This is a genomic window from Arthrobacter sp. Soil782 (assembly GCF_001428435.1).
Classification (GTDB): Bacteria; Actinomycetota; Actinomycetes; order Actinomycetales; family Micrococcaceae; genus Arthrobacter_D; species Arthrobacter_D parietis.
Window position 1 is genome coordinate 1,433,629 of record NZ_LMSO01000001.1, and the last position, 25,700, is coordinate 1,459,328.

Consider the following 25,700-nt stretch of genomic DNA (forward strand, 5'->3'; position numbering starts at 1 on the left):
GGATGGTCAGGGTGATGCGGATGGTCATGTGCGCGCGGATGATGCTCACGCCGTATCCCGCGCGGGCTGGCAGCGCGGGCAGTGATACAGCACCCGCTGCTCCAACTCGTTGTCGCCGAGCTCGCTGCGCACAACGCGGGTTCCGCAACGCAGGCAGCCCCGGTCCGTTCGCCCGTACACCCACAGCGGGTCACGCAGCATGGACCCGGTGGTGACGCGCGTTGACCTGCCTTTGTTCACCTCGAGCAGCCGGTGCGCGAGTTCCACCATCCGCGGAAGGTTTTTGACTTCGCCCACCGGGGTGAGTGGATGCTCCCCAGCGAGGAAACACAACTCGCATCGGTAAACGTTACCGATGCCGGCGAGGTTCCGCTGGTCAAGCAACGCCAGGCCCACGGGGCGAGCCGGGTCCGCGCGCAGTCGGCGCAGCGCTTCCTCGGCGTTCCAGTCGGGCCCGAGCAGGTCGGGTCCGAGGTAGCCGACGGCGTCGTCCTCCTGTACCTGCGGGATGATGCGGAGGAATCCGAGTTCGAAACCCACGATTGTGGAGGTGTCCGTTTCCAGGATGCAGCGCGCCTTGAACGCTGGGCGGCGCCACTTCCCGCCTTTGGGATAGACGTGCCAGAGGCCCTCCATCTTCAGGTGGGAGTGGATGCTCCACTCTTCCTCCACACGGATGAGCAGATGCTTGCCGCGGGCGACGACGTCGCGCACCGTCCGGCCGGTGAAATCCACCGTCGCGAATTTCGGCACGCGGATGTCGCAGCGGGTGAGCTCCTTGCCGTGGAGGGCGCGGTCGAGGTCGCGGGCAGCGCGCCAGACAGTATCTCCCTCAGGCACGGATTCTCAGCCCCCGGGGTGTGCTGTAGAAGCCGGCATCGGCAAGGGCTCGTCCGGCTGCGGAGTCGAGGACGGATTCGCCGTTGATTTTCTCGACGGCCATCTTGTCCGCTGCCCCGTGCCGGATTGCGGCAACAAGCGCCTCCGCTGCGGCGGTGAGGGGTTCGGTTTCTGCGGTGTAGGTCAGCATGGTTTTACCGCCGCGCTCAACATAGAGCGCAAGCTGCCCGTCGACCAGCACCACCAGGGCGCCGGCTTTGCGGCCGGGCCGGTGTCCGCCGTCGTGCTGTGGCCAGCCGAGCGCCGCTCCGAAGGGGTTCGCCGGATCTGTAGCAGCAAGCGCGACGGCGGTGGGCTTCTTCGCGAGGGCGGCATCCGGGCGTGCGTCAGCGCTGAAGGAGCGCAGCCGGTCCACCGTGGCCGGCACCGCGAACTGCGCGGCGCCGAGATGCTCGATGAAGTAGCCGCGGCGGCACCGCCCCATTTCCTCCAGGCGCGACAGCATTTTGTACATGAGACCGAATCCGCCCGGAATACCCTCACTCACAACGGAACCGCGGGTGAGCACGCCGTAGCGGTCCATGAGCAGTTCCGCGGTAGCGTGTGCCCGGATGGTGGTGTCACCTTCGATGCCGGGCAGCAGCGACCACCGCCCGGCAACCTGTGGAGGAGTGCTGCGCTGGTAGCCGGTCCCGCTGTCGTTTCCGGTTGACAATGCGCCCGTCCGCAGGCTGCCGCCGGTCAGGGACGGCGCCCTGCCGAGCCGTCCCATCCGCGCGGTCCGCGCTCGTGGAGTGGGCGTGCGCTGCTTGTGCGCGGTTTTTCCGCCGGCCAGCAGGGAACGTACCGGAGTGAACGTGTCATTGCCGATCCGCCCGGCCCAGACCAGGTCCCACAGTGCGGCGGTCACCGCGGCGTCGGCGGAATGGTTCCCGTTGGTCAGGCCCTGAACAAGCTGCCGGAAGAAGTAGGCGCCGCCGCCGGAAAGCAGGTCAAGGAGTCCCTGCTGCAACGGGCTGGGCTCAAACTCCGGGTCCGGCCGCAGGGTAAGCGGCGCGTTCTCCGCGAGGTGAAGGGAGATCCAGCCGTCGTTCCCGGGCAGCGACCCGGCACCGGACCAGACCACTTCACCCGTCGCCGCCAGCTCGTCCAGCATCGCCGCGCTGTAGTTGGAGACTCGCGTGCGCAGGATCAGCGGCTCCCACGCCGACGCCGGAATCGGCACTCCCGAGAGCTGGTCGATCACCGTGGCCACGCCGTCGAGACCGCGCAGTCCGGAACCGACGTGCTGCCACGCGGGCAGGAACCGGCCGTAGGCGGCAGGGTCCACCGGCTCGACTTCGTGGCGCAGGGCAGCCAGCGACCGGCGGCGGAGCCGGCGAAGCACCTCGGCATCGCACCACTCGCTCGAGGCAGCCTCATGGCCCGGGGCTGAAGCCGTGGGGCGGAACTCGCCCTCCACCACGCGGCCATCCGCGACCAGCCGCTGCAGGGCGGTGACGACGACGGCGACACCCAGTCCCAGCCGCGCGGCGGCTTCCGCTGCCGTGAAGGGACCATGCGTGCGGGCGTAGCGGCCGACGAGGTCGCCCAGCGGGTCCGGGACCGGTTCGATGAACGCCAGCGGGACACCCATGGGCAGCGGCACTCCGAGGGCATCACGCAACCGCGCGGCGTCCTCGATGGCAGCAATGCGTTCTTCGCCGGCAACGTTGACGCGCAGTGCCCGGTTGGTCTTGACCAGCGCGTCCGCGGACGTGGCGGCTTCCCCGGGTTCCTCGGACCGTTCGGCGATTTCGGCGGGGGTCAGGGGGCCAAGCAGGCGCAGGAGGTCCGCGACGCCCTCGAGGCCGCGTGCTTTCCGGTCGGGGGCGAGGCGCTGAAGTTCCTGCTCGGTGTCAGCGATGACGCCGGCGTCGAGGAGTTCACGTAGTTCCGCCCGGCCGAGCAGTTCGTTGAGGAGCGTGGGGTCGAGCGAGAGCGCTGCGGCGCGGCGCTCGGCGAGCGGTGAGTCGCCCTCGTAGAGGAAGGACGCAACGTACCCGAACAGCATGGTGCGCGCGAACGGCGACGGTTGGGAGGTGGTGGTCTCGACAATCCGGAGTTCACGGCGGTCGATCTGCGCGGCGATGTCCTTGAGCGCCGGAAGATCATAAACGTCCTGGAGGCACTCGCGGACTGTCTCGAGGATGATCGGGAAGGTGGGGAACTTGCGTGCCACGTCCAGCAGTTGGGCGGAGCGCTGACGCTGCTGCCATAGCGGGCTGCGCTTGGACGGGTTATTCCGGGGCAGCAGCAGCGCCCGCGCCGCGCACTCACGGAACCGGGATGCGAAGAGCGCGGACCCGCCTACCTGCGCCGTGACAATGCCGTCCAGTTCCTCCGCATCGAAGAGGAACAGGTCGGCGCCGGGAGGCTCGTCTTCCATGAGCGGCACTCGCAGCACAATGCCGTCGTCGGACGCCATGGCTGAGCCGTCCATCCCGTACCGCTGCTCAAGGCGGGCACCCACCGCGAGCGCCCACGGCGCATGCACGGGCATGCCGAACGGGCTGTGGAGGACTACCCGCCAGTCACCGAGCTCATCGTGGAAGCGCTCAACCACGAGCGTGCGGTCACTCGGAACCACTTCGGTGGACTGCTGCTGCTCACGGAGGTAGGCGAGCAGGTTGCCGGCCGCCCACTCGTCCAGGCCGCTCGCACGGCACCGGGCAGCGGCGTCGTCCTCCGATGCATTCGAAAGTTCGCGGACGAACTTGCCGAGTGCCCGGCCCAGTTCCACCGGCCTGCCCAGCGAATCGCCCTTCCAGAAGGGAAGCTTGCCCGGCTGCCCGAACGCGGGAGAAACCAGCACGCGGTCGTGGGTGATGTCCTCGATGCGCCAACTGGTTGCACCGAGCGCGAAGACATCACCGACGCGCGATTCGTAGACCATCTCCTCGTCCAGCTCACCGACCCGACGCCCGCCGCGGTTTGATCCGGCGTCCTCGGACCCCACGAGGTAGACGCCGAACAGCCCACGGTCCGGGATGGTGCCGCCGGAGGTGACAGCCAGGCGCTGGGCGCCGGGCCTGCCGGTGATGGTCCCTTCCACCCGGTCCCAGACGATGCGCGGCCGCAACTCGGCGAATTCATCCGACGGGTACCGGCCGGCCAGGAGATCGAGCGTCGCCTCAAAGGCGGAGCGGGGAAGCGTGGCGAAGGGCGCGGATGCGCGGACCACATCGAACCATTCCTCCACATCAATGGTCTCGAGGGCGGTGGCCGCGACGGTCTGCTGGGCAAGGATATCCAGCGGGTTGGTGGGAATGTAGAGCGGTTCGATCTGACCGGCCAGCATCCGTTCGACGGTGACGGCGGTGTTCACGAGGTCTCCGCGGTGCTTGGGAAACAGCACGCCCTCGGAGACCTCGCCCACCTGGTGCCCGGCCCGGCCCACGCGCTGGAGGCCGCTGGCCACGGAGTGCGGGGACTCGACCTGGATCACGAGGTCAACTGCGCCCATGTCGATGCCCAGTTCCAAGGACGACGTCGCCACAACACACCGCAGCCGGCCGGACTTCAGGTCATCCTCAATGAGCGCGCGCTGGTCTTTCGATACAGAGCCGTGGTGGGCGCGGGCGAGCAACGGCTCGGCGCCCTCGGTCTGCCCTGCCTGAGCCATCAGTTCGGCGGGCGTGCGCTTCGGTTCGGTTTTCCCGCCTGCTTGCGGGTCCACCGCAGGATCCGCCTGGGGATTCTGAAGAGAATCCGCAGGCGCAACCGAGGGCGCGTTCGCGGGTGGATCCCAGAAGGACGCGGCTTCCAGCCGCTCAGCATGAATCTCGTTCAGCCGGGCGGTGAGCCGCTCGGCCAGCCGGCGGGAGTTGGCGAAGACGATCGTTGACCGCTTGGTCTGGATCAGGTCGACGATCTTCTCCTCCACATGAGGCCAGATGCTCGGCGAGGCAGTGGGGCCGCCGTCGTCGTCGTCGGTGGTGGGTGCGCCGCCCAGCTCGGTCATGTCTTCCACAGGCACGGTGACCGTGAGATCCCACGACTTCTTCGAGGGCGGAGCCACGATCTCCACCGGAGCGTTGCCCGCGAGGAAGCGGGCCACCGTCTCCTTCGGCTCCACAGTCGCTGAAAGTCCAATCCGCTGGACCGGCTTCTCAAGCATCGCATCGAGCCGCGCCAGGGAAACTGCAAGGTGCGCGCCCCGCTTGGTTCCGGCCACGGCATGGACCTCGTCGATGATGACGGTGTCCAGGTCCATCAGGGTTTCCCTCGCCCGGGAGGTGAGCATGAGGAAGAGTGACTCCGGCGTGGTGATGAGGATGTCCGGCGGCCGGGTGAGCAGGGCGCGGCGCTCAGCTTGAGGCGTGTCCCCGGAGCGCACGCCCACGGAGACGGACGGTGCCGGCAGGTCCAGTCGCTTGGCGGTCTGGGTGATACCGATGAGCGGAGCGCGCAGGTTGCGCTCAACATCGACGCCGAGTGCTTTCAATGGGGAGATATACAGCACGCGCGTGGACCGCTTGCCCTCAACGGGACGCGCAATGAAACTGTCCAGCGCCCAGAGGAACGCGGCGAGGGTTTTCCCCGATCCGGTTGGAGCGACGACCAGCGCGTGCGAGCCCGCCGAGACGGCGTTCCACGCGCCCTCCTGGGCAGGGGTGGGTGCGGAGAAGGCGCCCTCGAACCACTGGCGTGTGGCGGGCGTGAATTTCTCAAGCACCGATGTCATCGATTCATCATCTCCTACCCCTCCGACATTCTGTCAGCTGCGGTGGGAGCACGCGGTGCCGAGAGTTTGCTGTCAGGGTGACAGCGGTTTCGTGGGAGCTACCGTCATGAGCACGATGTCTTCGGCCGCGCACGCGGTGCCCGTCTGGTCGACGATCAGCGACTCGGTGTCATTCGGCGGGTACACACGCAGGCCTGCAACGTCCGTCAGCTCGCAGTCAGCACCGTAGTTCTGTGCGTTTGTCTGCTTCACGGGTGCAACCGCGGATTCGCCCGGAGCCAGGATCACCTCGGCGGATTCCGCAGGCTCGCGGTCTGCGGGAGCGCCCACCTGGTTGCCGGCGGCGTCCACATAGGACACCCCAGGGTATCCCGTGATCTCGCACTCCTCACCGGCCGTATTCGTGAAGATGATCTGCCGGTAGACGCTGCCCGCTGCGCCGCCGCCCATTTCGGTTTCGAGGACCGCGCCGAGCATGTCGGCGGTGCAGACGCCGTCCGCAGGCGACGCCGTCGGACTCTCATCCGCGGTGGCGGATGGCGTGGGTTCGCTGCTCTCGGAGGGCTCTGCGGAGGATCCAGAGGTCGATTGCGAAGGCGTCGGCTCAGCCTCTGCCGTCGGCGGCTCCGCGCTGGCCGACGACGCCGGACCGGCCTCTTCGGCCGGCTCGCCGGAGGCGCAACCCGTCAGGGCGAGCGTTCCAAGTGCGACGGTGGCGGCGAGCAGACGGGAAGCGGGTACGCGGGTGGTCATGAACCCACCCTTGTGGGGAACGTTCCCTGCGTCAAACAGCCGCGACGGCGCGTGGCCGATTGAGGCAGGGAACGTTAGGCCGTTACGCCTTGGCGTTGCGCGTGCGCAGAAGGGCGGTGACGCCGGCGATCAGCCCGAGCAAGCCGGCTCCAAGTCCTACGTAGCCAACGGTGGAGGCGCCGGAGGAGTCATTGCTGGCGGAGGCGCTTTCCAGATCAGCTTCTTCGGCGGTGGTTTCCGTTGCCGCTTCCTCAGCGTGGCCGCGCTCCTCGGCTCCGGTCAGCGTGATGGTGGGTGCGGGTGCCTCGAGGCTGTGCGGATCCTCGCCCTCAGCGGGGATTTCCGCCCAGTCGGTCTCTCCCTCCACACAGCTCTGCAGGACGGGGAACGCAAGCGTTTCACCCTCGCGCTCCGGCAGCTGAACCGATATGTCGAACTGCTGCAGGTAGCCGTCCTGCACAGGGGTCTCGGCTGTGTATACGATCTGCCCGACGCGCTCGGTCACGCTGCTTCCGTTATCCAGTGTCAGCGGCTCATCGAGCGTCTCGGTTACCTTCTCCACCGTCCACCCGGGAACGATTTCCGGCTTGGCATCCACCAGGGGCTCCGGCAGGGAGATGGTGAGCTTGTTGGTGGGCGAACCCTCGCAGTCATGCGAGAACGACACAGTGAGCAGGGCATGGGCGCCCGCCGCCGTGGTGTCAGGGGTGATGGTGACGTGCGCTGCGGCGCCGGCTAGTCCGAGGCCCATAAGGCCGGTGGTTGCGGCGGCTGCGGTCAGGGTACGGCGAATTGAAGTTTTCATGGTGTTACCTCTCGAAGGTGCTTGTTCAGGGACAAGCTGAAGTGTGGAAAGGGCGCTGGTACGGCGCCGGTGTTGGCTAGTGAGAGGTGGACAGGGGTGGGCCACGCAGCGGCCTCATGGTGAGCAGCGGCTGGAGGTAGTCGTGGACGGGAGCTGCGGGAATGACCGGGAGATCGGCCAGCGGCGGGAAAGTCACCAGCCGTGGCAGTGCGGCAAGCGGCCGCAGCCATTGCACTGCCAGTTCCAGTGCCGCTTCCCCGTGATAGAGCATCAGCGAGGTGACGATGACAGCGCCGGCGTGCGTCGCCAGCATGAGCGGGCTGTCGAACATGGAGAAGGCATGCGCGTGTTCCATGCCGCCGGCGGGTGCGCAGTGAACCTGTTGCGGACCGAAGTGCACGCTGGAGGCAGGGACGCAGGCCGCCGTCGTCGTAAGCGTTGTGAACGCCTGGTGAAGCATTAGCTGACCGGCGCCGAGGATGCCGAGTACGGCGGGAAGTGGCAATTTCTTCCGCGAAAGGATGGTCACCGCGAGCAGCGTGGTGACCGCAAGCGTGCCGAGGATTAGCGGGCTGGGAAGCGCCGCTCCACCGGCAAGGTGAGCGCCTGCGGCAAGAAAGAAGATAACGACGGCGGTGGCAATCGCGCGTACGAGGCGCGCGTGCGTGCTGGCCATCAGTCTCCTCCTTCCGCGATGCCGTTCTACTTCCTGTAGAAGTAGTAGGTTCTTCCTACTCTATTCGCTGCCGCTGACGCTTTGGCTCGGTCCTACCGCTCGTGGTGGGCAGGGCGGCTACTCGTGATGGTACGGTCGGCGCCCTGCAATTTCCTGGGACCGGTAGAGCTGCTCAGCCAGGATGAGCCGGACCAGTTGGTGCGGGAAGACGAGCGGTGAGAGGGACCAGACGAAGTCGGCGCGCCGGTGCACTTCAGGATTGACGCCGTACGCTCCGCCGATGATCAGCGTGACGTTGCGGGAGTTGTCGAGGGGCTGCTGGAGGCGGGCAGCGAGTGTGGGGGAGTCCACGGCTTTGCCCCGCTCATCGAGCAGGAAGACGTAGTCGGTGGCGTTCTTCCCGCCCAGCCGTTCGAGGAGGCGTGCCGACTCCTCGTCACGGGCTGCGTCGCCTTCGCGGGCAGAATGCGGGAGGAGTTGCCAGGACAGGTCAAAGGGCTTCTTCAGCCGCTTCTCGTAGCGGGCAATGCCTTCGGCGACCCAGGGTTCGTGTTTCCGGCCGACGGCCAGCGCGCGTAATGCCATGGTCCAACGCTAATGCCGACGCGAAGCGAGTCAGCAGCCATAGTGCCGCACAGGGCATGATGGCTGCTGCCCCGATGTACTCAGATGCGACCTATGCAACGCCGAGCTGCTTGAGGATACCTGCCTCGTCGGAGCAGCCCCAGCGTTCCACGATCAACCCGTTCTCGAAGCGGGCCACCTGGATTCCGCGGATGCGGATGCTGCGTCCGGTCGGTTCAATACCCTGAAAAGGACCCTGGTGTGTCCCAGCGAGAGTCAGTACTACGGTGACCTTGTCTTCGTCTGCCATCAACACTTCAGGATTAAGCTCGAGGTCCGGGAAGGCGTTCAGGAAGTCAACCCAGAAGTCGATAATGCCGCGGACACCCGGAGCGGCGTCCGGCGCGGGGTCATGGTCAACGACGTCCTGCGCAAACACTTCATCCAGCCGGTCCACCTCCCGGGCAGCGATGATGGAGCCGAGCTTTTCCTGTGCCTTGAGATTGATATCGCTGGACATGGATGAGTCCTCCTTGGATTGTCAGTAGTCTTAGTACCCACCATTGCCGTAAAGGTTTCCTGGCGCAACCGGTTGGACGAAAAGGAGCACTTCATGAAGAAAATTCTCATGGTACTGACCAGCGTTTCCGAGATCAGCGACACGGGAGAGGAGACCGGCTACAACGTCGCGGAGGCTGCACATCCCTGGAAAGTCTTCAAGGATTCCGGGCACTTTGTCGACTTTGCGTCCATCAAGGGCGGCCAGCCCCCGCGCGACGAGGTGGACACGGATGATCCCATTCAGGTCGCCTTCACCGAGGACGAGGTCACGCGTGCCGGGCTCTATAACACTGCCCGTGTCGACGTCGTTGATCCCGACCAGTACGACGCCGTCTACCTCGTGGGCGGCCACGGCACCATGTGGGACTTCCCGGACAGCGAAGGCTTGCAGAACCTGGTGGCCAGCATCTACAACTCCGGCGGCGTGGTTGGCGCGGTCTGCCATGGACCGGCCGGCCTGCTGAACGTGGAACTGGAGAACGGGTTCCGCCTCGTCGAGGGCCGGGAGGTGGCCGCCTTCACCAACGACGAGGAGGTCGCAGCAGGGAAGGACAAAGTCATCCCGTTCTTCCTGGCGGATCGACTTGAGGAACAGGGCGCCACCCACGTCTCCGCGGAGGTCTTCGCTGAGAAGGTCATCGTCGACGACCGTTTGGTGACCGGCCAGAACCCGGCCTCAGCCGCCGGAGTGGCCAAGGAGATGGAGAAGCTGCTGGCCGAGGTCATCCACCAGGAGAAGGCCGAGGAGCAGCATGACGCGGAGGCCCTGCGCGCCGAGAAGGACGCCAGGAAGACTGCTGCTGCGGACACCGAGCACTAACGCAGATGCCCGCTTTTGGGTAAAACGAAACCCCTGCCTCCCGTTGCACAGAAGGGAAGCAGGGGTTTTCAGTTGGCGGTGACGGTGGGATTTGAACCCACGTTGGCTTTTACACCAAACAACATTTCGAGTGTTGCACCTTCGGCCGCTCGGACACGTCACCAACGCCAACACTTTACCGGCTGAGTGACTCTGTGCCCAAAACGGCGGACGCTAGAGGTCGACGACGTCGTTCTTCCCCGAATCAGGGCGCTCGCCGGTAACCATCCCCTTGGCAATCTCGAAAGCCGCAACCACTCGTGGTGTATCAAGCGACCAGTATTCGGCGGTGTCGGCGTCCACCTTGATCAGGGCAACGGACGGATCATCCTTGCCGTCGAACCACGGCTCGACCGAAGAACTCCACAGCTCATCAATCTTGGCGCGGTCCTTCGTCAGCGTGGCCGTCCCCGCTACGGACAGATAGCCCTTGCCGCTGCTGATGGACACGTTCACCTGTGGGTTGGCGCGGATTTCATCCGCCTTCGGGGAGGGGTCCTCCGTGAAGAACCACAGGTCGCCGTCGAACTCTGCCTCCTGCACCGCGAGCGGCCGGCTCACAAGCTGGCCCTGGGCGTTCACAGTGGTGAGGATCGCGATATCAGCGTCCTTCACAATCTTCCTGAGTTCCTTCATGCCGTCCTGTTGAGAATTCATTCCTGCTCCTTATCTCGGTGCGCGATTGGTAAGTACACTTAGCAATCACCCTACGTCATCCCCTCCGGGCGGCGAAGAACTCCTTCAACAGGGCTGCGCACTCGTCCTCGCGGACCCCGGGGAAAACTTCGGTCCAGTGGTTCAGCCGGCGTTCACGCAGCACATCAAACACTGACCCGGCAGCACCCGCCTTCTCATCCCAGGCGCCGAAGACCACGCGGGGAATCCGCGCAAGCACGCTTGCGCCCGCGCACATCGAACACGGCTCGAGCGTTACCACCAGCGTGCAGTCTGCCAGCCGCCAGGCGCCCAGCACGGCAGCCGCCCGCCGGATGGCCAGTACTTCCGCGTGGGCGGTGGGATCGCCGGTTGCCTCACGCTCATTCCAGCCGGTGCCCAGCACTGTTCCATCAGGACCGACGACGACGGCGCCAATCGGCACGTCCGCCGTCTCACCCGCGTGCCGGGCGGCGGCCAGCGCCAGCTGCATCCACGCGGCATGGTCCCGCTTTGCGGGGGCGCGGTGGCTGGACATGTGCCAATGATACTTTTGAGCAATGCGCGTTCTGGTAGTGGACCATCCCCTGGTGTCCCATAAATTGACGGTCCTGAGGGACAAGAACACTCCGTCTCCGGTCTTCCGGTTACTCACGGAGGAACTGGTGACACTGCTCGCGTATGAGGCCACCCGGGATGTGCGCGTTGAGCCGGTGCAGATCGAGACTCCTGTCACCACAACGGTCGGAACCGGCCTGGTCAAGCCGACGCCCCTCGTCGTTCCCATTCTCCGCGCAGGTCTGGGCATGCTAGAGGGAATGACCCGCCTCGTGCCCACCGCGGAAGTCGGTTTTTTGGGGATGGCACGGAATGAGGAGACCCTCGAGGCCATCACTTACGCTGAACGGCTCCCTGATGACCTCACGGGCCGGCAGGTGTTCGTGCTCGATCCCATGCTGGCTACGGGAGGAACCCTCCGTGAGGCCATCAAGTTTCTGTTCCGCCGCGGTGCAGCTGATGTCACCTGCATCTGCCTCCTTGCCGCGCCCGAGGGACTCGAGGTCCTCAAGCAGGAACTGGAGGGCAAAAACGTCACCATCGTCCTCGCCTCCATCGACGAGAAACTGAATGAAAACGCCTACATCGTGCCTGGCCTCGGTGACGCAGGCGACCGCCTCTACGGCGTCGTCGGCTAGCTGGCTCGATCGTCCACTATCCGGGCGCTCACCCTTGAGCACTTCCGGACATCCAGAGGTTCTCTGGACAATATCCCGCTCTGAGATGCGCTCGCCACCTTTTCGTCTTCAAACGCCACGCAACGAGGCTGATGGTTTGACATTTTGTCTTCACTCGAAGCGTCCACCATGCGGACGCCCTACCATTGTTACTTGTGCGTAGCTGATTGTTACGTGTAATAATTCGGATTGTGAACACCAACTCAGCAGCATCTGCAGCCGCAGCTTATTCCCCGGGCATCATGTCCGCGCAGGAATCTCGCTGCTGTCGAATGTGCGCGTAACGGTTTACCCCACCCTCTTACGCATTCCCTAGCCCAACGGCGGGCTCCACAGAAGCTCCATCTCGACCGGGCACACCCCTGCATTCGAGCCGTGATGACGGCGATTCACCATGAGGTTGTTTGAACATGACCGTTTCTTCCGGATACGTCCACATTTCCCTCCGCAACGCACAAAACCGCGCGAGTATTCAGCGCCAGACTTACGGGCAGCGCCCGGGGTTTCCGACCTACAGCCAACCGGCCGCACCCTCGTATGCGCCGGCCTACGGACAGTTGAAGCCTGTGCCTACACCTGCTGACTCTGCCAACCCCATCACTGCGCCGGTCCCGGTGGTCACTCCCAACGGGATTCCCGGACCGCAGGCCGTAACGGCAGACACCACCGCCCGTGGATTCGTTCTCTACGTTGCACTGGACGAGGACACCGCTGCCGAGAATGACACCACGCTGAGCAAGCTGGCACAGGACGTGCGGGCCTACGTCCGCACACTCGTCCCCGGCGCACAGAGCCACGCCGCCGTCGCGCTTGCTCCGGCAGACGCCGTCGGCACCGATATTGATGTTGTCCGGCAGGCGCTGGGTGACCCTACGGTGAACCGCCGTCAGCGCACCGAACAGCAGCCCACACCTCCTCCGGCTCCACGTCCCACCGGAGTGCTGATTGACCTGTCCCGGCGCGAGGTGCACCTCGACGGTGACATTCTGAACCTGACCTTCAAGGAGTTCGAACTCCTTAACTACCTGGTCGAGAATGCCTCGCGGACAGTTGGCCGCGAGGAACTGCTCAGCGGGTTGTGGCGCAATGCCGATGAGGTTCCGAATGAGCGCACCATTGACGTGCACATCCGCCGCCTGCGCTCGAAGCTTGGCCGTCTGGCCAACACGGTGCGCACGGTTCGCGGGCAGGGTTACCGCTTCTATGAGCACCCTGAAGTTGTGGTGTGGGCTGCTCCGGAGTACTCCATCTAAGGTGCCGCTTTCCAAGTAGGGTGAGGGAATGTCCTCCCACCATCTGAAGCGCCTGATGCTCCTGCGGCACGCGAAGTCGGACTGGCATTCGGATGTGCCGGACCATGAGCGGCCCCTGAGCGGACGGGGACACCGGGACGCGCCACTGATTGGGCGGTGGATGGTGGAGCACGACGCCCTGCCGGACCTCATTCTGACGTCCAGCGCACTACGCGCGCGCCAGACCTGCATCTGGGTGTGCCAGGAGCTGGGGGAGAAGGCTCCGACTCCCCGGCTCGAGCCGAAACTGTATGCGGCAACGGCCACGGAGATACTCGCGGTGATCAACCAGGTGCCGGACACCGCAACAAGCGTCCTGGTGATCGGGCACCTGCCCGGCATCCAGAACCTCGCCATGCGGCTCGCGTCTGTGGACTCCGATGAGGACGCTGTGGTTGACCTTGCCAGCCACTATCCGACGGCGGGACTCACCGTCCTCAGTCATGCCTCGCAGTGGGGGGAACTGGACGGGCGTGACGCCGAGGTGAGCAACTTCGTGGTCCGCCGCGCTTAAAGCCCGTACTTCTCAAGCAGCCGGAGCCACACTTCGCTGATCGTTGGGTACGCGGGCACGGCGTGCCAGAGGCGGTGCAACGGAACCTCACCGGCAATGGCGATGGTCGCAGCGTGCAGGAGCTCGGCGACATCCGGCCCGGCGAAGGTCACGCCCACCAGAACCTTCCGTTCCTCGTCCACCACCATCTGCGCCCAGCCCGCATAGCCGTCGGCGTGGAGGGAAGATCCGGCAACCGACAGCTCCAATGACGTCTCGCTGACGTTCAGCCCGTCCTTGCGTGCTGTCTCGAGTGTCCGGCCCGCCATGGCGATTTCCGGATCGGTGAAGACAACCTGAGGGACGGCGTACGAATCCGCGGTGGCTGCAAACGGCCCCCACCTTTCCGGCGGCCCCTGCAGCTCGCCCTTCGCGCGGGCAACGATCGCATCCCCGGTCATCCGGGCCTCGTATTTGCCCTGATGGGTGAGGAGCACTTTCCCGGCGGCGTCGCCCACTGCGTAGAGCCAGGGATGGCCGTTGACCTGGCCGGAGTCATCAGTGTCCAGCCGCCGTGGTCCGAGCCCAAGTTCCTCGAGACCCAGCCCTGTCAGGGCAGGATGGCGCCCGGTGGAGACGAGCAGTTTTTCTGACTCCACGACGGTTCCGCCGGCGAGGCTCACACGGAAGCGGCCGGCGTCGTACGCAACTGATTCCGTACCGGTGTTCAGGTGGAGGGTGACGCCGTCGTGCTTCAGGCCCTGCTGCACCAGCCACGCCGCGGGTTCCGGGTAGCTGCCCAGCAGCCCACTCCGGGCGATCAGGGTGACCGCTGAACCAAGCCGGGCGTAGGCCTGCGCCAGTTCTGCACCTGCAACTCCGCCGCCCAGCACTGTGAGCGATTCCGGCACTTCCTTGGCGGACGTTGCTTCCCGCGTGCCCCAGAAGTTGAGGGCGTCGAGACCGTCGATGGGAGGAATGGTCGGTGTGGATCCGGTAGCGAGAACGACGGCGTGGCGCGCAACCAGGGTGGTGGCGCCGTCGTCGCTGGTCACCTCGATCCGACGCTCGCCGGTGAGGCGGGCGCGGCCGCGGATCAGTGTGATCCCCGTCTTCTTCACCCATTCGACCTGCGAGGAATCATCCCAGTGCGAGGTGAATTCGTCGCGGCGGGCCAGTACCTGCTGGGCATCAAGTGTGCCGGTGACTGCCTCACGTGAGCCTGCGACCGCGCGCGCGGAGTGCAGGGCGGAACCCGGCCGCAGCAGTGCCTTCGACGGCATGCAGGCCCAGTAGGAACACTCGCCGCCCACCAGTTCCGACTCGACGAGGGTGGCGGAGAGCCCTCCCTGAATCACACGGGCGGCAGCATTCTCGCCCACCGCGCCGGCTCCGATAACAATGACGTCGGTGGTCTGCTCAGCACTCATGGTCCTGAGCTTGGCACCGGAGATGCGGTGGGGCAAGCTCCGGGGAACGGGAGAGGTTAAACCAAAACCGCCCCGGTTGCCCGGAGCGGTTTGTTTAGTGGTGCGCGCGAAGGGATTCGAACCCCCAACCTTCTGATCCGTAGTCAGATGCTCTATCCGTTGAGCTACGCACGCAGTCAAAGCCGTTGTGAATGACTTTTCCATGGCCGTTTGGCCGTAGATAACTTTACAGCCATTCGGAACCTAATGCTAATTGGCGAAAGTGTTCGATTACTACCGTGGAGTAGGTTAGACCGGTCTACGTGACGTTTATCACACTAAGCAGGGTGAGGAGTTAGGTGAAACCGCGTACTTGTGCGGATCGCCGCGTTCGCAGGGCCAACAGTACGCCTCCGACGGCGGAAATCCGCGCCGATACCGCCCCTAGCATCAATACACACCACCCACCCAACGAAGGGACGAGACATGGGCGATTCTGTGCGGCAGCCGTTGCTTGCTGACCGAGCGACTGAGCACGATGCAGTAATGGCTGCACCTACAACTCACCAGGAACTGCTGGCCTGGGTCGAGGAGACTGCCGCGCTGACGCAGCCGAACCGGGTGTATTGGGTCAACGGATCCGCTGAGGAGAACGCACAGCTCAGCGATGAGCTGGTCTCCGCAGGCACCTTCAAGCGCCTCAATCCCGAGCTCTTCCCCAACTCTTTCGCAGCGTTCTCCGACCCGGCCGATGTTGCCCGGGTCGAGGAGCAGACCTTCATCTGCTCGCAAAACGAGCGGGACGCCGGATTCACCAACAACTGGATGGACCCGGACAAGATGAAGGAGAAGCTGCGCGGCCTGTTCGCCGGCTCCATGCGCGGCAGGACCATGTATGTAATCCCCTTCGTCATGGGCCACCTCGATGCGCAGAGCCCGAAGTTCGGCGTCGAGATCACGGACAGCGCCTATGTAGTGACCTCCATGCGCATCATGGCGACCATCGGTGCCGACGTCTTGGACCGGCTGACCGAACTCAATGCCGAGTTTGTCCCGGCCCTTCATTCCGTAGGTGCGCCGCTGGAATCCGGGCAGCAGGACGTCGCGTGGCCGTGCAACGAGGAAAAGTGGATTGTGCACTTCCCGGAGGAGCGCTCAATCTGGTCCTTCGGATCCGGTTACGGTGGAAACGCTTTGCTCGGCAAGAAGTGCTATGCCCTGCGCATTGCTTCGGTGATGGCCCGGGACGAGGGCTGGCTCGCTGAGCACATGCTCATCCTGAAGCTCACTTCTCCGGAGAACAAGACGTACTACGTTTCCGCAGCCTTCCCGTCCGCTTGTGGCAAGACGAACCTCGCCCTGCTCGACCCGACCATTGAGGGCTGGAAAGTCGAGACGCTCGGAGATGACATCACGTGGATGCGTTTCGGGAAAGAGGGAGAACTGCGTGCCGTGAATCCGGAGACTGGCCTGTTCGGCGTGGCGCCGGGCACCGGTTGGGACACGAATCCCAACGCCATGCGTGCCATCGCCAAGGGCAATTCCGTGTTCACCAATGTTGCATTGACTGACGACGGCGGTGTCTGGTGGGAGGGCATGACCGAGGACGTGCCTGCACACCTGATGGACTGGCAGGGCAACGACTGGACGCCCTCCTCGGACAACCCGGCTGCCCATCCCAATGCCCGATTCTGCACGCCGATCGACCAGATCGACATGCTTGCCGAAGAATTCAACGACCCTGAGGGCGTTGAACTGTCGGCGATTCTCTTCGGAGGTCGGCGAAAGACCACCGTCCCCCTCGTGACGCAGTCACGCGACTGGACCAACGGCATCTTCATGGGCTCCACCCTGTCCTCGGAGACCACGGCCGCCGCTGCCGGAGCGGTTGGCAGGGTGCGCCGCGATCCAATGGCGATGCTGCCCTTCATTGGTTACGACGCCGGTGATTACCTCAGCCACTGGCTGAAAGTCAGCGGCCAGGCAGACCAGACGCGATTGCCGAAGATCTTCCTCGTGAACTGGTTCCGCCGCACGGCGGACGGCGGCTTTGCGTGGCCGGGCTTCGGTGACAACTCACGGGTGCTCAAGTGGATCATCGAACGGCTCGAGGGCCAGGCCGATGCCGTTGAGACCCCGATCGGGTACGTGCCGGCGCCGGACGCGATCGATCTCACCGGCCTGGACCTCACCGCCGCTGACGTTGAGCAGGCGGTCCGGGTGGATGCTGACGAGTGGGCTGCCGAGCTGGAGGGCATCGAGCAGTGGTACCAGCGGTTCGGGGAGTCATTGCCCTCGGCGCTTTCCGGGGAACTGCAGCGTTTGAAGGAGCGTTTCGCGGTCTAGCGGCGGGTAATACGCAACAGCGTGGCCGGTTCTGCCCAGCGGCGGAGCCGGCCGCGCTGCCTTGAAGATACTTCTCTACTGGCGGATCTGCTCGAGAACCGCAGTGGTGAGGCTTTCAAGGGTCTCAGGCTTCTCGGCTTCCGCGTTGAGCCTCAGGAACGGCTCCGTATTGGACGCCCGGAGGTTGAACCACCAGGAGCCGTCATCGGCAGTAAAGGTGAGGCCATCAACCTCGTCCACCGTGACGCCGTCGTTCTCGAATTCCTGCCGGACGCGCGCGGTCGCGGCGGCGACGTCGTCGAGCCGTGTGTTGATCTCGCCGGAGGCGAAGTAGGGCTCGTATTCACGGCCGAGCTCGGACAGCGGCTGACCCTGTTCACCGAGCGCGGCGAGCACGTGCATGGCCGCGAGCATTCCGGTGTCTGCGTTCCAGAACTCACGGAAGTAGTAGTGAGCCGAGTGTTCCCCGCCGAAGACCGCGCCCTCCTCGGCCATGACGGCCTTGATGAAGGAGTGGCCCACGCGCGTGCGCACCGGCCGGCCGCCCTCTGCGCGAACTAGTTCCGGCACGGCGCGTGAGGTGATCAGGTTGTGGATGATCACGGGTTCCTGCTCGCCGGCAGCCTGCGCACGGCGGATCTCCCTGCGCGCCACCATGCCCGTGATTGCGCTGGGCGAAACCGGGTTGCCCTGCTCATCGATGACAAAGCACCGGTCCGCGTCCCCGTCGAAAGCGAGCCCGATGTCCGCGCCGTTACTGACCACTGCCTGCTGCAGGTCGCGGAGGTTTTCCGGCTCGAGGGGATTGGCGGGATGGTTGGGGAAGGTGCCGTCCAGCTCGAAGTAGAGCGGAATGATCTCGAACGGCAAAGCGTCCAGATACTCGGCCCCAAGCACTGCCGGAGTAGTGAGCCCTGCCATGCCGTTACCTGCATCCACAACAACCTTCATTGGGCGGCTGTCCGAGAGATCCACCAGCGAACGCAGATACTCGGCGTAATCCTTCAGTACATCCCGTGAGGAAGTGGAGCCACGCCGCTCGCCTGCCGGAATGGTGCCTTCAGCAAGGTACTTCTCCGCCAGCTCCCGGATCTCCGCAAGGCCCGTCTCGGAGGACACCGGGACTGCGCCGGGGCGGGACATCTTCATGCCGTTGTACTGGGCGGGATTGTGACTGGCTGTGAAGGTGACGCCTGCGGCGTTGTACCTGCCGCTGGCGTAGTAGAGCTCATCAGTGGAGATCAGACCGAGGAACACCACATCTGCGCCGCGGGTGGTAGCGCCTTCCGCGAAGGCGTCGGAAAACTCCGGCGAGGAGGGGCGCATGTCGCCGCCAACCAGGACGGTTTCCCCGGACAGCTTCAGCACATCAACGAAGGCGGCGCCCACTGCCCGGACGGACTCCGTGGTGATGGTCTCACCGACGATCCCTCGTACGTCATAGGCCTTGAACGATGCGGACAGATCGATGGTTGTGTTCACGCTGGAAAGTCTAACCGCTTGGCTTCGGCCGTCCGGAGGCTGGGGAGTAATGGACGACGACGGTTGTCCACACTGCGCCGAAGCCCGCCGAATGCGTCAGTACCAACTGCCATACTGGGGCGCATGGCTGAAACAACCACCCTCCACCAGCAGGCGCTCGCGATTCTTCGATCACTCGTGGGGCGCGAGGACGCCGCATTTCATGAGGGCCAGTTCGAGGCTATCGAGGCGCTGGTCAGTGGTGGGCGCCGGGCCCTGGTGGTGCAGCGCACCGGGTGGGGGAAATCCGCCGTGTACTTCGTTGCGAGCCTGCTGCTGCGCGCCACGGGTGCGGGACCCACCCTCATCGTGTCTCCGCTGCTCGCGCTGATGCGGGACCAGGTGGCTGCCGCCGAGCGGGCTGGTGTTCGGGCCGCTGCCATCAATTCGGCAAACCAAACCGAGTGGCAGGAAATCACCGCCCGGCTCGACGCGGACCAACTGGACGTGCTCCTGGTGTCCCCGGAGCGGCTGAATAACCCGGCCTTCCGCGAGAACCAGCTGCCGGAACTTATCCGTCGCACCGGGCTGCTGGTGATTGACGAGGCACACTGCATTTCCGACTGGGGGCATGATTTCCGGCCGGACTACCGGCGCCTCCGCGATCTCATCACCACGCTGCCGCAGGGTGTGCCCGTGCTTGCAACCACGGCCACCGCCAACTCCCGCGTGGTCAAGGACGTCGAAGATCAGCTCGGCACCGATGGAACTGCTGTCTACACACTGCGCGGAGAACTTGCCCGTAAGTCGCTGCGGCTCGGTGTGCTGCGCCTTCCGAGCCCCCGCTCACGGCTCGCGTGGCTCCTGACCCACCTGAATGATCTGCCTGGAAGCGGGATTATCTACACCCTCACCGTCTCTGCAGCTGAAGACACTGCACGCCTCCTGCGCGAGAGCGGCCATTCCGTGCTGGCCTACACCGGCCGAACAGACCCGGCGGATCGAGAAGCGGCGGAGAAGGCACTCAAGAACAACGAGGTGAAGTCATTGATTGCCACGAGTGCCCTCGGCATGGGCTTCGACAAACCCGATCTCGGGTTCGTGGTGCACCTTGGCGCGCCGTCCTCTCCGGTCGCCTATTACCAGCAAGTGGGCCGCGCCGGCCGAGGAACCCCCAACGCGGATGTGCTGCTGCTTCCAGGAAATGAGGACCGCGAAATCTGGGAGTACTTCGCCACCTCGTCCATGCCCGCCGAGGACAAGGCGCAGCGGATCCTGGCGGAACTGGCAGGAGGAACGGTGCTCTCCACGCCGGCCCTCGAAGCCCGGGTGGACGTGCGGCGATCGCCGCTCGAGCTTCTCCTGAAGGTGCTTGACGTGGACGGTGCGGTGCAGAAGGTGACCGGAGGTTGGCAGGCCACCGGGAGGCCCTGGGAGTATGACCGCGAGCGGTATTCGCGCATTTCGGCAGCTCGTGTGCAAGAGCAGAACTCAATGCTCGACTATGAAAATACCAGTGGCTGCCGGATGGAATTCCTCGCTGCCGCGCTCGATGATCCGCTGGCTGCGCCCTGCGGCCGCTGCGACAACTGTGCCGGGTCCTGGTTCTCGGACGAAGTGTCACACGACGCCTCGGAGAGTGCCGCCAGCGCGCTCGGCAGGGTCGGTGTCCTTCTGGAACCCAGGAGCCAATGGCCATCCGGGATGGACAAGCTCGGTGTCCCCGTCAAGGGCCGCGTCCCCGCGGACCAGCAGGTCTCCGCCGGACGTGCACTCGCACGCATGACTGACCTCGGCTGGGGGAACCGGGTAAGGGAACTCCTTGCGGACTCATCCGACGACGCCGCGCTGGACCCGGCAGCCGTGCAGGCCTGTGTGCGGGTGCTCGCAGAATGGCAGTGGGACACCCGACCGGTGGCGGTGGTCAGCATGCCATCACGACGGCGCGCTCTGCTGATCCGTTCGCTCGCCGAAAGCCTGGCCGGCGTGGGCCGGATCCCTTACCTGGGGGCACTTCAACTGCCGCAGGGCTGGCCGAGCGGTAGCTCCGGCGGCAACAGTGCGTTCCGCCTCGCAGCGGTGTGGGAGAGGTTTGCGGTACCGGACGAAGGCCGTGCCTGGTTCGCGGCCAATCCCGGGCCGGTGCTGCTGGTCGATGATCTGGCGGACAGCCGGTGGAGCCTCACAGTCGCCGGAAGGGCACTGAGGCAGGCAGGCGCCCAGGAGGTGCTTCCCTTTGTCCTCGCACTGAAGGCCTAACCGTTCAGCAGATACGTTCGTGTAAAGGAAAAGGCGCCCCGGTCCAGGACCGGGGCGCCTTTTCGAAACGCGGAGACGGGGGGATTTGAACCCCCGGTAGGCTTTAGGCCCACACTTCATTAGCAGTGAAGCCCATTCGGCCGCTCTGGCACGTCTCCAGCAGCTATTACTAGCCACCCAAGACTACCCAGAACCTCAGGGCAAGAGCAAAATAACGCGGGCCCTACAGCTTGCCCGTCAGCGCTTTCCACACAAACTCGTGGGACATGGCGTGCATGCGCGCCGCCTGGCGGTTATCAGAGGCTCCGGCATGCCCGCCCTCGAGCGCCTCGTGGAACCAGACGTTCTTCACCCCGAGCGCCTTCATCCGGGCGGCCATCTTCCGTGCCTGCACCGGGCCCACCCGATCATCGCTCGTAGCGGTCCAGATCAGGGTCTTCGGGTACGCCGTCCCCTCCTGCAGCCGGTGATACGGCGAGAACGTCTGAACGTACTCCCACTGCTCCGGCTTGTCCGGATCGCCGTACTCGGCAATCCACGAGTAGCCCGCGGAGAGTTTGGTGTACCGCTTCATGTCCAGCAGGGGGACACCACACGAGATGGCGCCGAAGAGGTGCGGGTATTTGGTGAGCATGTTGCCCACCAGCAACCCGCCGTTGCTCCTGCCCGTGCAGCCGAGCAGCTCCGGCCGGGTCACTCCGCGGTCCACCAGATCCTGGGCGATCGCGGCGAAATCCTCGTAGGCCCGGTGCCGGTTGGCGTGCAGCGCCGCCTGGTGCCATGCTGGCCCATACTCGCCGCCGCCCCGGATATTGGCCAGCACGTACACACCGGACCGGCCGTCCTCGGTCCGGCGCTCCAGCCAGCCGCGCCCGGTCACTCCGCTGTACGCGGGTGTCATGGCATGTTCAAATCCTCCGTAGCCGGAGAGCAGCGTAGGGTTGCCGCCGTCGAGCACCAGGTCCTTGGACGCCACCTGGAAGTAGGGAACCCGGGTGCCGTCACTCGATTGCGCGAAGTGCTGCGAGACGGTGAAGGAGGACTCATCAAAGTACGACGGAGACTCCTTCACTTCCGCGTGCGCTCCACCGATGGTGCCGCGCACCACCGTAGTGGGAGTGAGGAAGCCGGTGGCAACCAGCCAGTAGTCGTTACCGGCGTCGTCGTCCTCGTCATCGACCGCATACGCATCCACCGAGTGCAGGGGCGGGCAGGCATCCAGCAGTTCGGCCGTCCACGAATCGGCAGGGTTGAGCACGCGGATTTCCGAAGAAACATCCCTGAGCAGGTTGAGCAGGAGGTAGTCCCTCGTCCAGCTCCAGGACTGCAGGGCAGTGTGCGCATCCGGCTCGAAGACGGTTGTCAGTCCGCGGCGCCCGGCGAGGAAGTCCTCCAGAAGGACCGCCTGAAGCGAGCCTCCGCGGTATGTGACGCCGTCGAGTTCGAAATCGGTCCGTGGCCGCAGCAGCAGCCACTGGCGGTGCAGCGACACGTTGACGTCGTCGGGGACGTCGATGTGCACCCACTCCTCTTCGCGGCGCAGGTAGGTGCGGCTTGAGTAGAAGTCGATAATGTGGGCGGCGATATCGCGTTCGAAGCCCGGCGTCTGATCATGGGCCACTGCGGCCATCATCGAGTTCTCAGGGATCTCGAAGTAGAGCTGCGCAGCGTCCAGCGGTTCACCACGCCGAAGGGTGCGCACTGTGCGGGGGTAGGAGCTCGTGGTCATAGATCCCGGCCCGAAGTCCGTGCCGACATGCAGCGCATCCGGTCCGGCCCAGCTGATCCTGCTCTTTGCCACCGGGATATCGAAGCCGCCCTTCACGAAGGAGCGGTCGGCGAGGTCGTACTCGCGGTAGCGCTGCGCGTCCCCGCCGTCCGGTGAAAGGGCAATCAGGGCCCGCCGGTAGGGATCGCCGTTAGCCGGACGCAGGAACATCGCGCCGCCCCAAACCCACTCCTGACCCTCCACAGCCGCCAGCTCATCGACGTCGAGAAGCGTGTCCCACTCCGGCGCATCGGTGAGGTAGCTGTCCCAGGTGGTCCGCCGCCAGAGCCCTTTCGGGTGTTCCTTGTCCCGCCAGAAGTTGTAGTAGTGCTCACCGCGCTTGGCGACCATCGGAATCCGGTCGGAGGAGTCAAGAACCTCGAGAAGGCGCTGTTCGTCTTCGAGGAAGGCGTCGTTGACCAGAACCTCCTCCGTCTCCGCGTTCTGGCCGCGCACCCACTGGAGGGGTTCTTCGCCGTAGATATCCTCAAGCCAGAGGAATTCGTCGTCGCTGGTAGGAATGGGTTCAGGCACGGTGGACGTCATACCGTTATCTTAGGCAACTTGCCTCGTGTGTGCTCATTGCCTGATGAATAGGGTCTGCCCATCGCTTGCCTTACCTGATTGGATAGAGCCATGCACATTGCCGACACCCATGACCTGATCCGCGTGCAGGGTGCGCGAGAAAACAACCTGAGGGACATCAGCGTCGAAATCCCCAAACGGCGGCTGACCGTTTTCACGGGGGTCTCGGGATCCGGCAAAAGCTCTCTGGTCTTCGCCACGATCGCCGCGGAGTCACAGCGGATGATCAACGAAACCTATAGCGCCTTCGTGCAGGGATTCATGCCCACGCTTGCGCGTCCCGACGTCGATCTGCTCGAGGGGGTCACCACCGCGATCATCGTTGATCAGGAGCGGATGGGCGCCAATCCGCGCTCAACCGTCGGTACGGCCACCGATGCCAACGCCATGCTGCGCATCCTCTACAGCAGGCTCGGATCCCCATACGTCGGTCCGCCCACCGCTTACTCCTTCAACGTTCCAACCCGCAAGGCGAGTGGCGTCATGTCGACAGACAAGGGCGGCCGGGTGGAAAAGAGTGTTGTCAGCCAGGCCGTCTACCTGGGTGGGATGTGCCCGCGGTGCGAGGGGATGGGCAACGTCAATGACATCGATCGAACGGCCCTGTATGACGACGCGAAGACGCTCGCCGACGGCGCGCTGACCGTTCCCGGGTACTCGATGGACGGCTGGTACGGCAGGTTGTTCGAGGGCATGGGATTGCCGATGAACAAGCCGATCGCCAAGTTCACAGCGAAACAGCTCGACACCATGCTGTACGCGGAGCCCACCAAGATCAAGGTCGAAGGAATCAACCTCACCTACGAGGGCATCATCCCGAAGATCCAAAAGTCGATGCTCTCCAAGGACCCTGAGGCGATGCAGCCGCACGTACGCCGGTTCGTCGAACGCGCAGTGACGTTCCAGACCTGCCCGGAATGCAAAGGGACACGACTCACCAAGGAGGCGCTCTCCTCCAAAATCAACGGCAGGAACATCGCCGAGCTCTGCGCGATGCAGATCAGCGACCTGGCCGACTGGCTGCGCGATCTCAAAGAACCCACCGTGGCGCCGCTCCTCAAGGGGCTGCAGCACCTTCTCGATTCTTTCGCCGACATCGGCCTGGGCTACCTCTCGCTCGATCGGCCCGCTGGCACGCTTTCCGGCGGCGAGGCGCAGCGGACCAAGATGATTCGCCACCTCGGTTCCTCACTCACCGACGTCACCTACGTTTTCGACGAGCCCAGCATCGGTCTCCACCCGCACGACATCGAACGGATGAACCGGCTCCTGCTTCAGCTGCGGGACAAAGGGAACACGGTGCTCGTCGTTGAACACAAGCCGGAGACCATCACGATCGGCGACCACGTCATCGATTTGGGACCCGGAGCAGGCACGAAGGGCGGGACCCTCTGCTTCGAGGGAACCGTTGAGGGACTGCGGAAATCCGACACCATCACCGGTCGCCACCTCGACGACCGGGCCAGGCTCAAAGACACTGTTCGCCCGGCGGCGAAGGCGCTGGAGGTCAGGGGAGCGTCGACGCACAACCTGCAGAACGTGGACGTCGACATTCCGCTCGGCGTGCTGTGTGTTGTCACCGGCGTGGCCGGATCAGGCAAAAGCTCACTGATCCACGGCTCGGTGGCCAAACGGGACGGCGTCGTGGTTATCGACCAGGGAGCCATCCGCGGATCGCGGAGAAGCAATCCCGCCACGTACACCGGCCTGCTTGAGCCCATCCGCAAGGCGTTCGCCAAAGCGAACGCGGTCAAGCCCGCGCTGTTCAGCTCCAACTCGGAAGGCGCGTGCCCCACCTGCAACGGCGCCGGCGTTATCTACACCGAACTGGGGGTCATGGCCACCATGGAATCCACGTGCGAGGACTGTGAGGGCAAGCGGTTTCAGGCATCTGTGCTGGAGTACACCCTGGGTGGAATGAACATTGCCGAGGTACTTGCGATGCCCGTGTCGGAAGCCACCGCGTTCTTCGGTGAGGGTGATGCCCGCACCCCGGCGGCGCACAAGGTCCTCGACCGGTTGGCCGACGTCGGTCTTGGCTACCTCAGTCTCGGCCAACCGCTCACCACGCTCTCCGGCGGTGAGCGGCAACGCCTGAAGCTGGCCAGCCAGATGGGCGAAAAGGGAGACATCTACGTTCTCGATGAGCCGACCACCGGTCTGCATCTGGCCGACGTCGAGCAGCTGCTCGGTTTGCTGGACCGCCTCGTCGACTCCGGGAAGTCGGTTCTGGTCATCGAGCACCATCAGGCAGTGATGGCGCACGCTGACTGGATCATCGATCTTGGTCCCGGTGCCGGGCACGACGGCGGCAGGGTCGTTTTCGAGGGAACGCCGGCAGAACTTGTGGCTGGCGGAGATTCCACCCTCACGGGCCAGCACCTGGCCGCCTATGTGGGACGAAGCTGACCGGA

19 protein-coding genes and 3 tRNA genes are annotated in these 25,700 nt (G+C 64.8%); 7 read left to right on the plus strand and 15 right to left on the minus strand.

The annotated features are described in order from the left end of the window. Positions 1–45: 45 nt before the first annotated feature. The 7 genes from ASH00_RS06975 to ASH00_RS07005 form a co-directional block, all read right to left on the minus strand. On the minus strand, positions 46–840 hold the full coding sequence (locus ASH00_RS06975; protein ID WP_056546262.1) for an Fpg/Nei family DNA glycosylase: 795 nt from the start codon (positions 838–840) through the stop codon (positions 46–48). After that, the gene (locus ASH00_RS06980) at positions 833–5,566 is read right to left on the minus strand and encodes an ATP-dependent helicase (protein ID WP_056546264.1); all 4,734 of its coding nucleotides are present in this window, start codon (positions 5,564–5,566) and stop codon (positions 833–835) included. The genes ASH00_RS06975 and ASH00_RS06980 overlap by 8 nt, the downstream gene beginning before the upstream one ends. Before the next feature lie 72 nt (positions 5,567–5,638). Continuing rightward, positions 5,639–6,319, minus strand: a complete 681-nt coding sequence (locus tag ASH00_RS06985) for a DUF4232 domain-containing protein (RefSeq protein WP_056546267.1) — start codon at positions 6,317–6,319, stop codon at positions 5,639–5,641. Between the two features lie 82 nt (positions 6,320–6,401). After that, complete coding sequence (locus ASH00_RS06990; RefSeq protein ID WP_056546268.1) at positions 6,402–7,124, minus strand: YcnI family copper-binding membrane protein; 723 nt, start codon at positions 7,122–7,124, stop codon at positions 6,402–6,404. Between the two features lie 76 nt (positions 7,125–7,200). Continuing rightward, the gene (locus ASH00_RS06995) at positions 7,201–7,800 is read right to left on the minus strand and encodes a hypothetical protein (RefSeq protein WP_056546271.1); all 600 of its coding nucleotides are present in this window, start codon (positions 7,798–7,800) and stop codon (positions 7,201–7,203) included. A 117-nt stretch (positions 7,801–7,917) separates the two neighbouring features. Further along, entirely contained in the window at positions 7,918–8,385 is a 468-nt protein-coding gene (locus ASH00_RS07000; protein WP_056546274.1) for a 23S rRNA (pseudouridine(1915)-N(3))-methyltransferase RlmH, read from the minus strand. Between the two features lie 91 nt (positions 8,386–8,476). Beyond that, positions 8,477–8,884 (minus strand): ester cyclase, encoded by a 408-nt coding sequence (locus ASH00_RS07005; protein WP_056546277.1) that lies wholly within the window; start codon positions 8,882–8,884, stop codon positions 8,477–8,479. Between the two features lie 93 nt (positions 8,885–8,977). On the opposite strand from ASH00_RS07005, the gene ASH00_RS07010 reads away from it, so the two are divergent. Then, positions 8,978–9,745, plus strand: coding sequence for a type 1 glutamine amidotransferase domain-containing protein (locus ASH00_RS07010; RefSeq protein ID WP_056546280.1), 768 nt, complete (start codon positions 8,978–8,980; stop codon positions 9,743–9,745). A gap of 73 nt (positions 9,746–9,818) precedes the next feature. Here ASH00_RS07010 and ASH00_RS07015 read toward each other — a convergent pair. From ASH00_RS07015 to tadA, 3 genes are all read right to left on the minus strand, one after another. Then, positions 9,819–9,908 (minus strand) — tRNA-Ser (locus tag ASH00_RS07015). A 50-nt stretch (positions 9,909–9,958) separates the two neighbouring features. Continuing rightward, the gene (locus ASH00_RS07020) at positions 9,959–10,441 is read right to left on the minus strand and encodes a pyridoxamine 5'-phosphate oxidase family protein (RefSeq protein WP_056546283.1); all 483 of its coding nucleotides are present in this window, start codon (positions 10,439–10,441) and stop codon (positions 9,959–9,961) included. Positions 10,442–10,496: 55 nt separating this feature from the next. Continuing rightward, the gene (tadA, locus tag ASH00_RS07025; protein ID WP_056546286.1) at positions 10,497–10,976 is read right to left on the minus strand and encodes a tRNA adenosine(34) deaminase TadA; all 480 of its coding nucleotides are present in this window, start codon (positions 10,974–10,976) and stop codon (positions 10,497–10,499) included. A gap of 22 nt (positions 10,977–10,998) precedes the next feature. Here tadA and upp point away from each other — a divergent pair, with 22 nt between their 5' ends. From upp to ASH00_RS07040, 3 genes are all read left to right on the plus strand, one after another. Continuing rightward, entirely contained in the window at positions 10,999–11,634 is a 636-nt protein-coding gene (gene upp / locus ASH00_RS07030; RefSeq protein ID WP_056546288.1) for a uracil phosphoribosyltransferase, read from the plus strand. Between the two features lie 449 nt (positions 11,635–12,083). Beyond that, on the plus strand, positions 12,084–12,926 hold the full coding sequence (locus ASH00_RS07035; protein WP_056546291.1) for a winged helix-turn-helix domain-containing protein: 843 nt from the start codon (positions 12,084–12,086) through the stop codon (positions 12,924–12,926). 28 nt (positions 12,927–12,954) lie between these two features. After that, positions 12,955–13,479, plus strand: coding sequence for a SixA phosphatase family protein (locus ASH00_RS07040; RefSeq protein ID WP_056546294.1), 525 nt, complete (start codon positions 12,955–12,957; stop codon positions 13,477–13,479). On the opposite strand, the gene ASH00_RS07045 is transcribed toward ASH00_RS07040, so the two are convergent. Further along, positions 13,476–14,888, minus strand: a complete 1,413-nt coding sequence (locus ASH00_RS07045; RefSeq protein ID WP_056546298.1) for a dihydrolipoyl dehydrogenase family protein — start codon at positions 14,886–14,888, stop codon at positions 13,476–13,478. The genes ASH00_RS07040 and ASH00_RS07045 overlap by 4 nt on opposite strands. A gap of 98 nt (positions 14,889–14,986) precedes the next feature. After that, a tRNA-Arg gene (locus tag ASH00_RS07050) sits at positions 14,987–15,062 on the minus strand. Positions 15,063–15,353: 291 nt separating this feature from the next. On the opposite strand from ASH00_RS07050, the gene ASH00_RS07055 reads away from it, so the two are divergent. Further along, on the plus strand, positions 15,354–17,213 hold the full coding sequence (locus tag ASH00_RS07055) for a phosphoenolpyruvate carboxykinase (GTP) (RefSeq protein WP_056546301.1): 1,860 nt from the start codon (positions 15,354–15,356) through the stop codon (positions 17,211–17,213). A 75-nt stretch (positions 17,214–17,288) separates the two neighbouring features. Here the strand turns inward: ASH00_RS07055 and ASH00_RS07060 are convergent, their stop codons facing one another. Beyond that, positions 17,289–18,695 (minus strand): phosphomannomutase/phosphoglucomutase, encoded by a 1,407-nt coding sequence (locus ASH00_RS07060; protein ID WP_056546304.1) that lies wholly within the window; start codon positions 18,693–18,695, stop codon positions 17,289–17,291. A 123-nt stretch (positions 18,696–18,818) separates the two neighbouring features. On the opposite strand from ASH00_RS07060, the gene ASH00_RS07065 reads away from it, so the two are divergent. After that, positions 18,819–20,933 (plus strand): RecQ family ATP-dependent DNA helicase, encoded by a 2,115-nt coding sequence (locus tag ASH00_RS07065; protein WP_056546307.1) that lies wholly within the window; start codon positions 18,819–18,821, stop codon positions 20,931–20,933. 70 nt (positions 20,934–21,003) lie between these two features. On the opposite strand, the gene ASH00_RS07070 is transcribed toward ASH00_RS07065, so the two are convergent. Continuing rightward, positions 21,004–21,091, minus strand: a tRNA-Ser gene (locus ASH00_RS07070). Positions 21,092–21,156: 65 nt separating this feature from the next. Then, positions 21,157–23,247, minus strand: coding sequence for a prolyl oligopeptidase family serine peptidase (locus ASH00_RS07075; protein WP_056546309.1), 2,091 nt, complete (start codon positions 23,245–23,247; stop codon positions 21,157–21,159). Between the two features lie 90 nt (positions 23,248–23,337). On the opposite strand from ASH00_RS07075, the gene ASH00_RS07080 reads away from it, so the two are divergent. Continuing rightward, entirely contained in the window at positions 23,338–25,695 is a 2,358-nt protein-coding gene (locus ASH00_RS07080; protein WP_056546312.1) for an ATP-binding cassette domain-containing protein, read from the plus strand. The last annotated feature ends 5 nt before the right edge of the window (positions 25,696–25,700 follow it).

Coding starts and splice junctions, on each gene's coding strand:
- ASH00_RS06980 (WP_056546264.1), bottom strand. CDS start 5,566: ATGACATCGGTGCTTGAGAAATTCACGCCCGCCACACGCCAGTGGTTC.
- ASH00_RS06985 (WP_056546267.1), bottom strand. CDS start 6,319: ATGACCACCCGCGTACCCGCTTCCCGTCTGCTCGCCGCCACCGTCGCA.
- ASH00_RS06990 (WP_056546268.1), bottom strand. CDS start 7,124: ATGAAAACTTCAATTCGCCGTACCCTGACCGCAGCCGCCGCAACCACC.
- ASH00_RS06995 (WP_056546271.1), bottom strand. CDS start 7,800: ATGGCCAGCACGCACGCGCGCCTCGTACGCGCGATTGCCACCGCCGTC.
- ASH00_RS07000 (WP_056546274.1), bottom strand. CDS start 8,385: ATGGCATTACGCGCGCTGGCCGTCGGCCGGAAACACGAACCCTGGGTC.
- ASH00_RS07005 (WP_056546277.1), bottom strand. CDS start 8,884: ATGTCCAGCGATATCAATCTCAAGGCACAGGAAAAGCTCGGCTCCATC.
- ASH00_RS07010 (WP_056546280.1), top strand. CDS start 8,978: ATGAAGAAAATTCTCATGGTACTGACCAGCGTTTCCGAGATCAGCGAC.
- ASH00_RS07020 (WP_056546283.1), bottom strand. CDS start 10,441: ATGAATTCTCAACAGGACGGCATGAAGGAACTCAGGAAGATTGTGAAG.
- tadA (WP_056546286.1), bottom strand. CDS start 10,976: ATGTCCAGCCACCGCGCCCCCGCAAAGCGGGACCATGCCGCGTGGATG.
- upp (WP_056546288.1), top strand. CDS start 10,999: ATGCGCGTTCTGGTAGTGGACCATCCCCTGGTGTCCCATAAATTGACG.
- ASH00_RS07035 (WP_056546291.1), top strand. CDS start 12,084: ATGACCGTTTCTTCCGGATACGTCCACATTTCCCTCCGCAACGCACAA.
- ASH00_RS07040 (WP_056546294.1), top strand. CDS start 12,955: ATGTCCTCCCACCATCTGAAGCGCCTGATGCTCCTGCGGCACGCGAAG.
- ASH00_RS07045 (WP_056546298.1), bottom strand. CDS start 14,888: ATGAGTGCTGAGCAGACCACCGACGTCATTGTTATCGGAGCCGGCGCG.
- ASH00_RS07055 (WP_056546301.1), top strand. CDS start 15,354: ATGGGCGATTCTGTGCGGCAGCCGTTGCTTGCTGACCGAGCGACTGAG.
- ASH00_RS07065 (WP_056546307.1), top strand. CDS start 18,819: ATGGCTGAAACAACCACCCTCCACCAGCAGGCGCTCGCGATTCTTCGA.
- ASH00_RS07075 (WP_056546309.1), bottom strand. CDS start 23,247: ATGACGTCCACCGTGCCTGAACCCATTCCTACCAGCGACGACGAATTC.
- ASH00_RS07080 (WP_056546312.1), top strand. CDS start 23,338: ATGCACATTGCCGACACCCATGACCTGATCCGCGTGCAGGGTGCGCGA.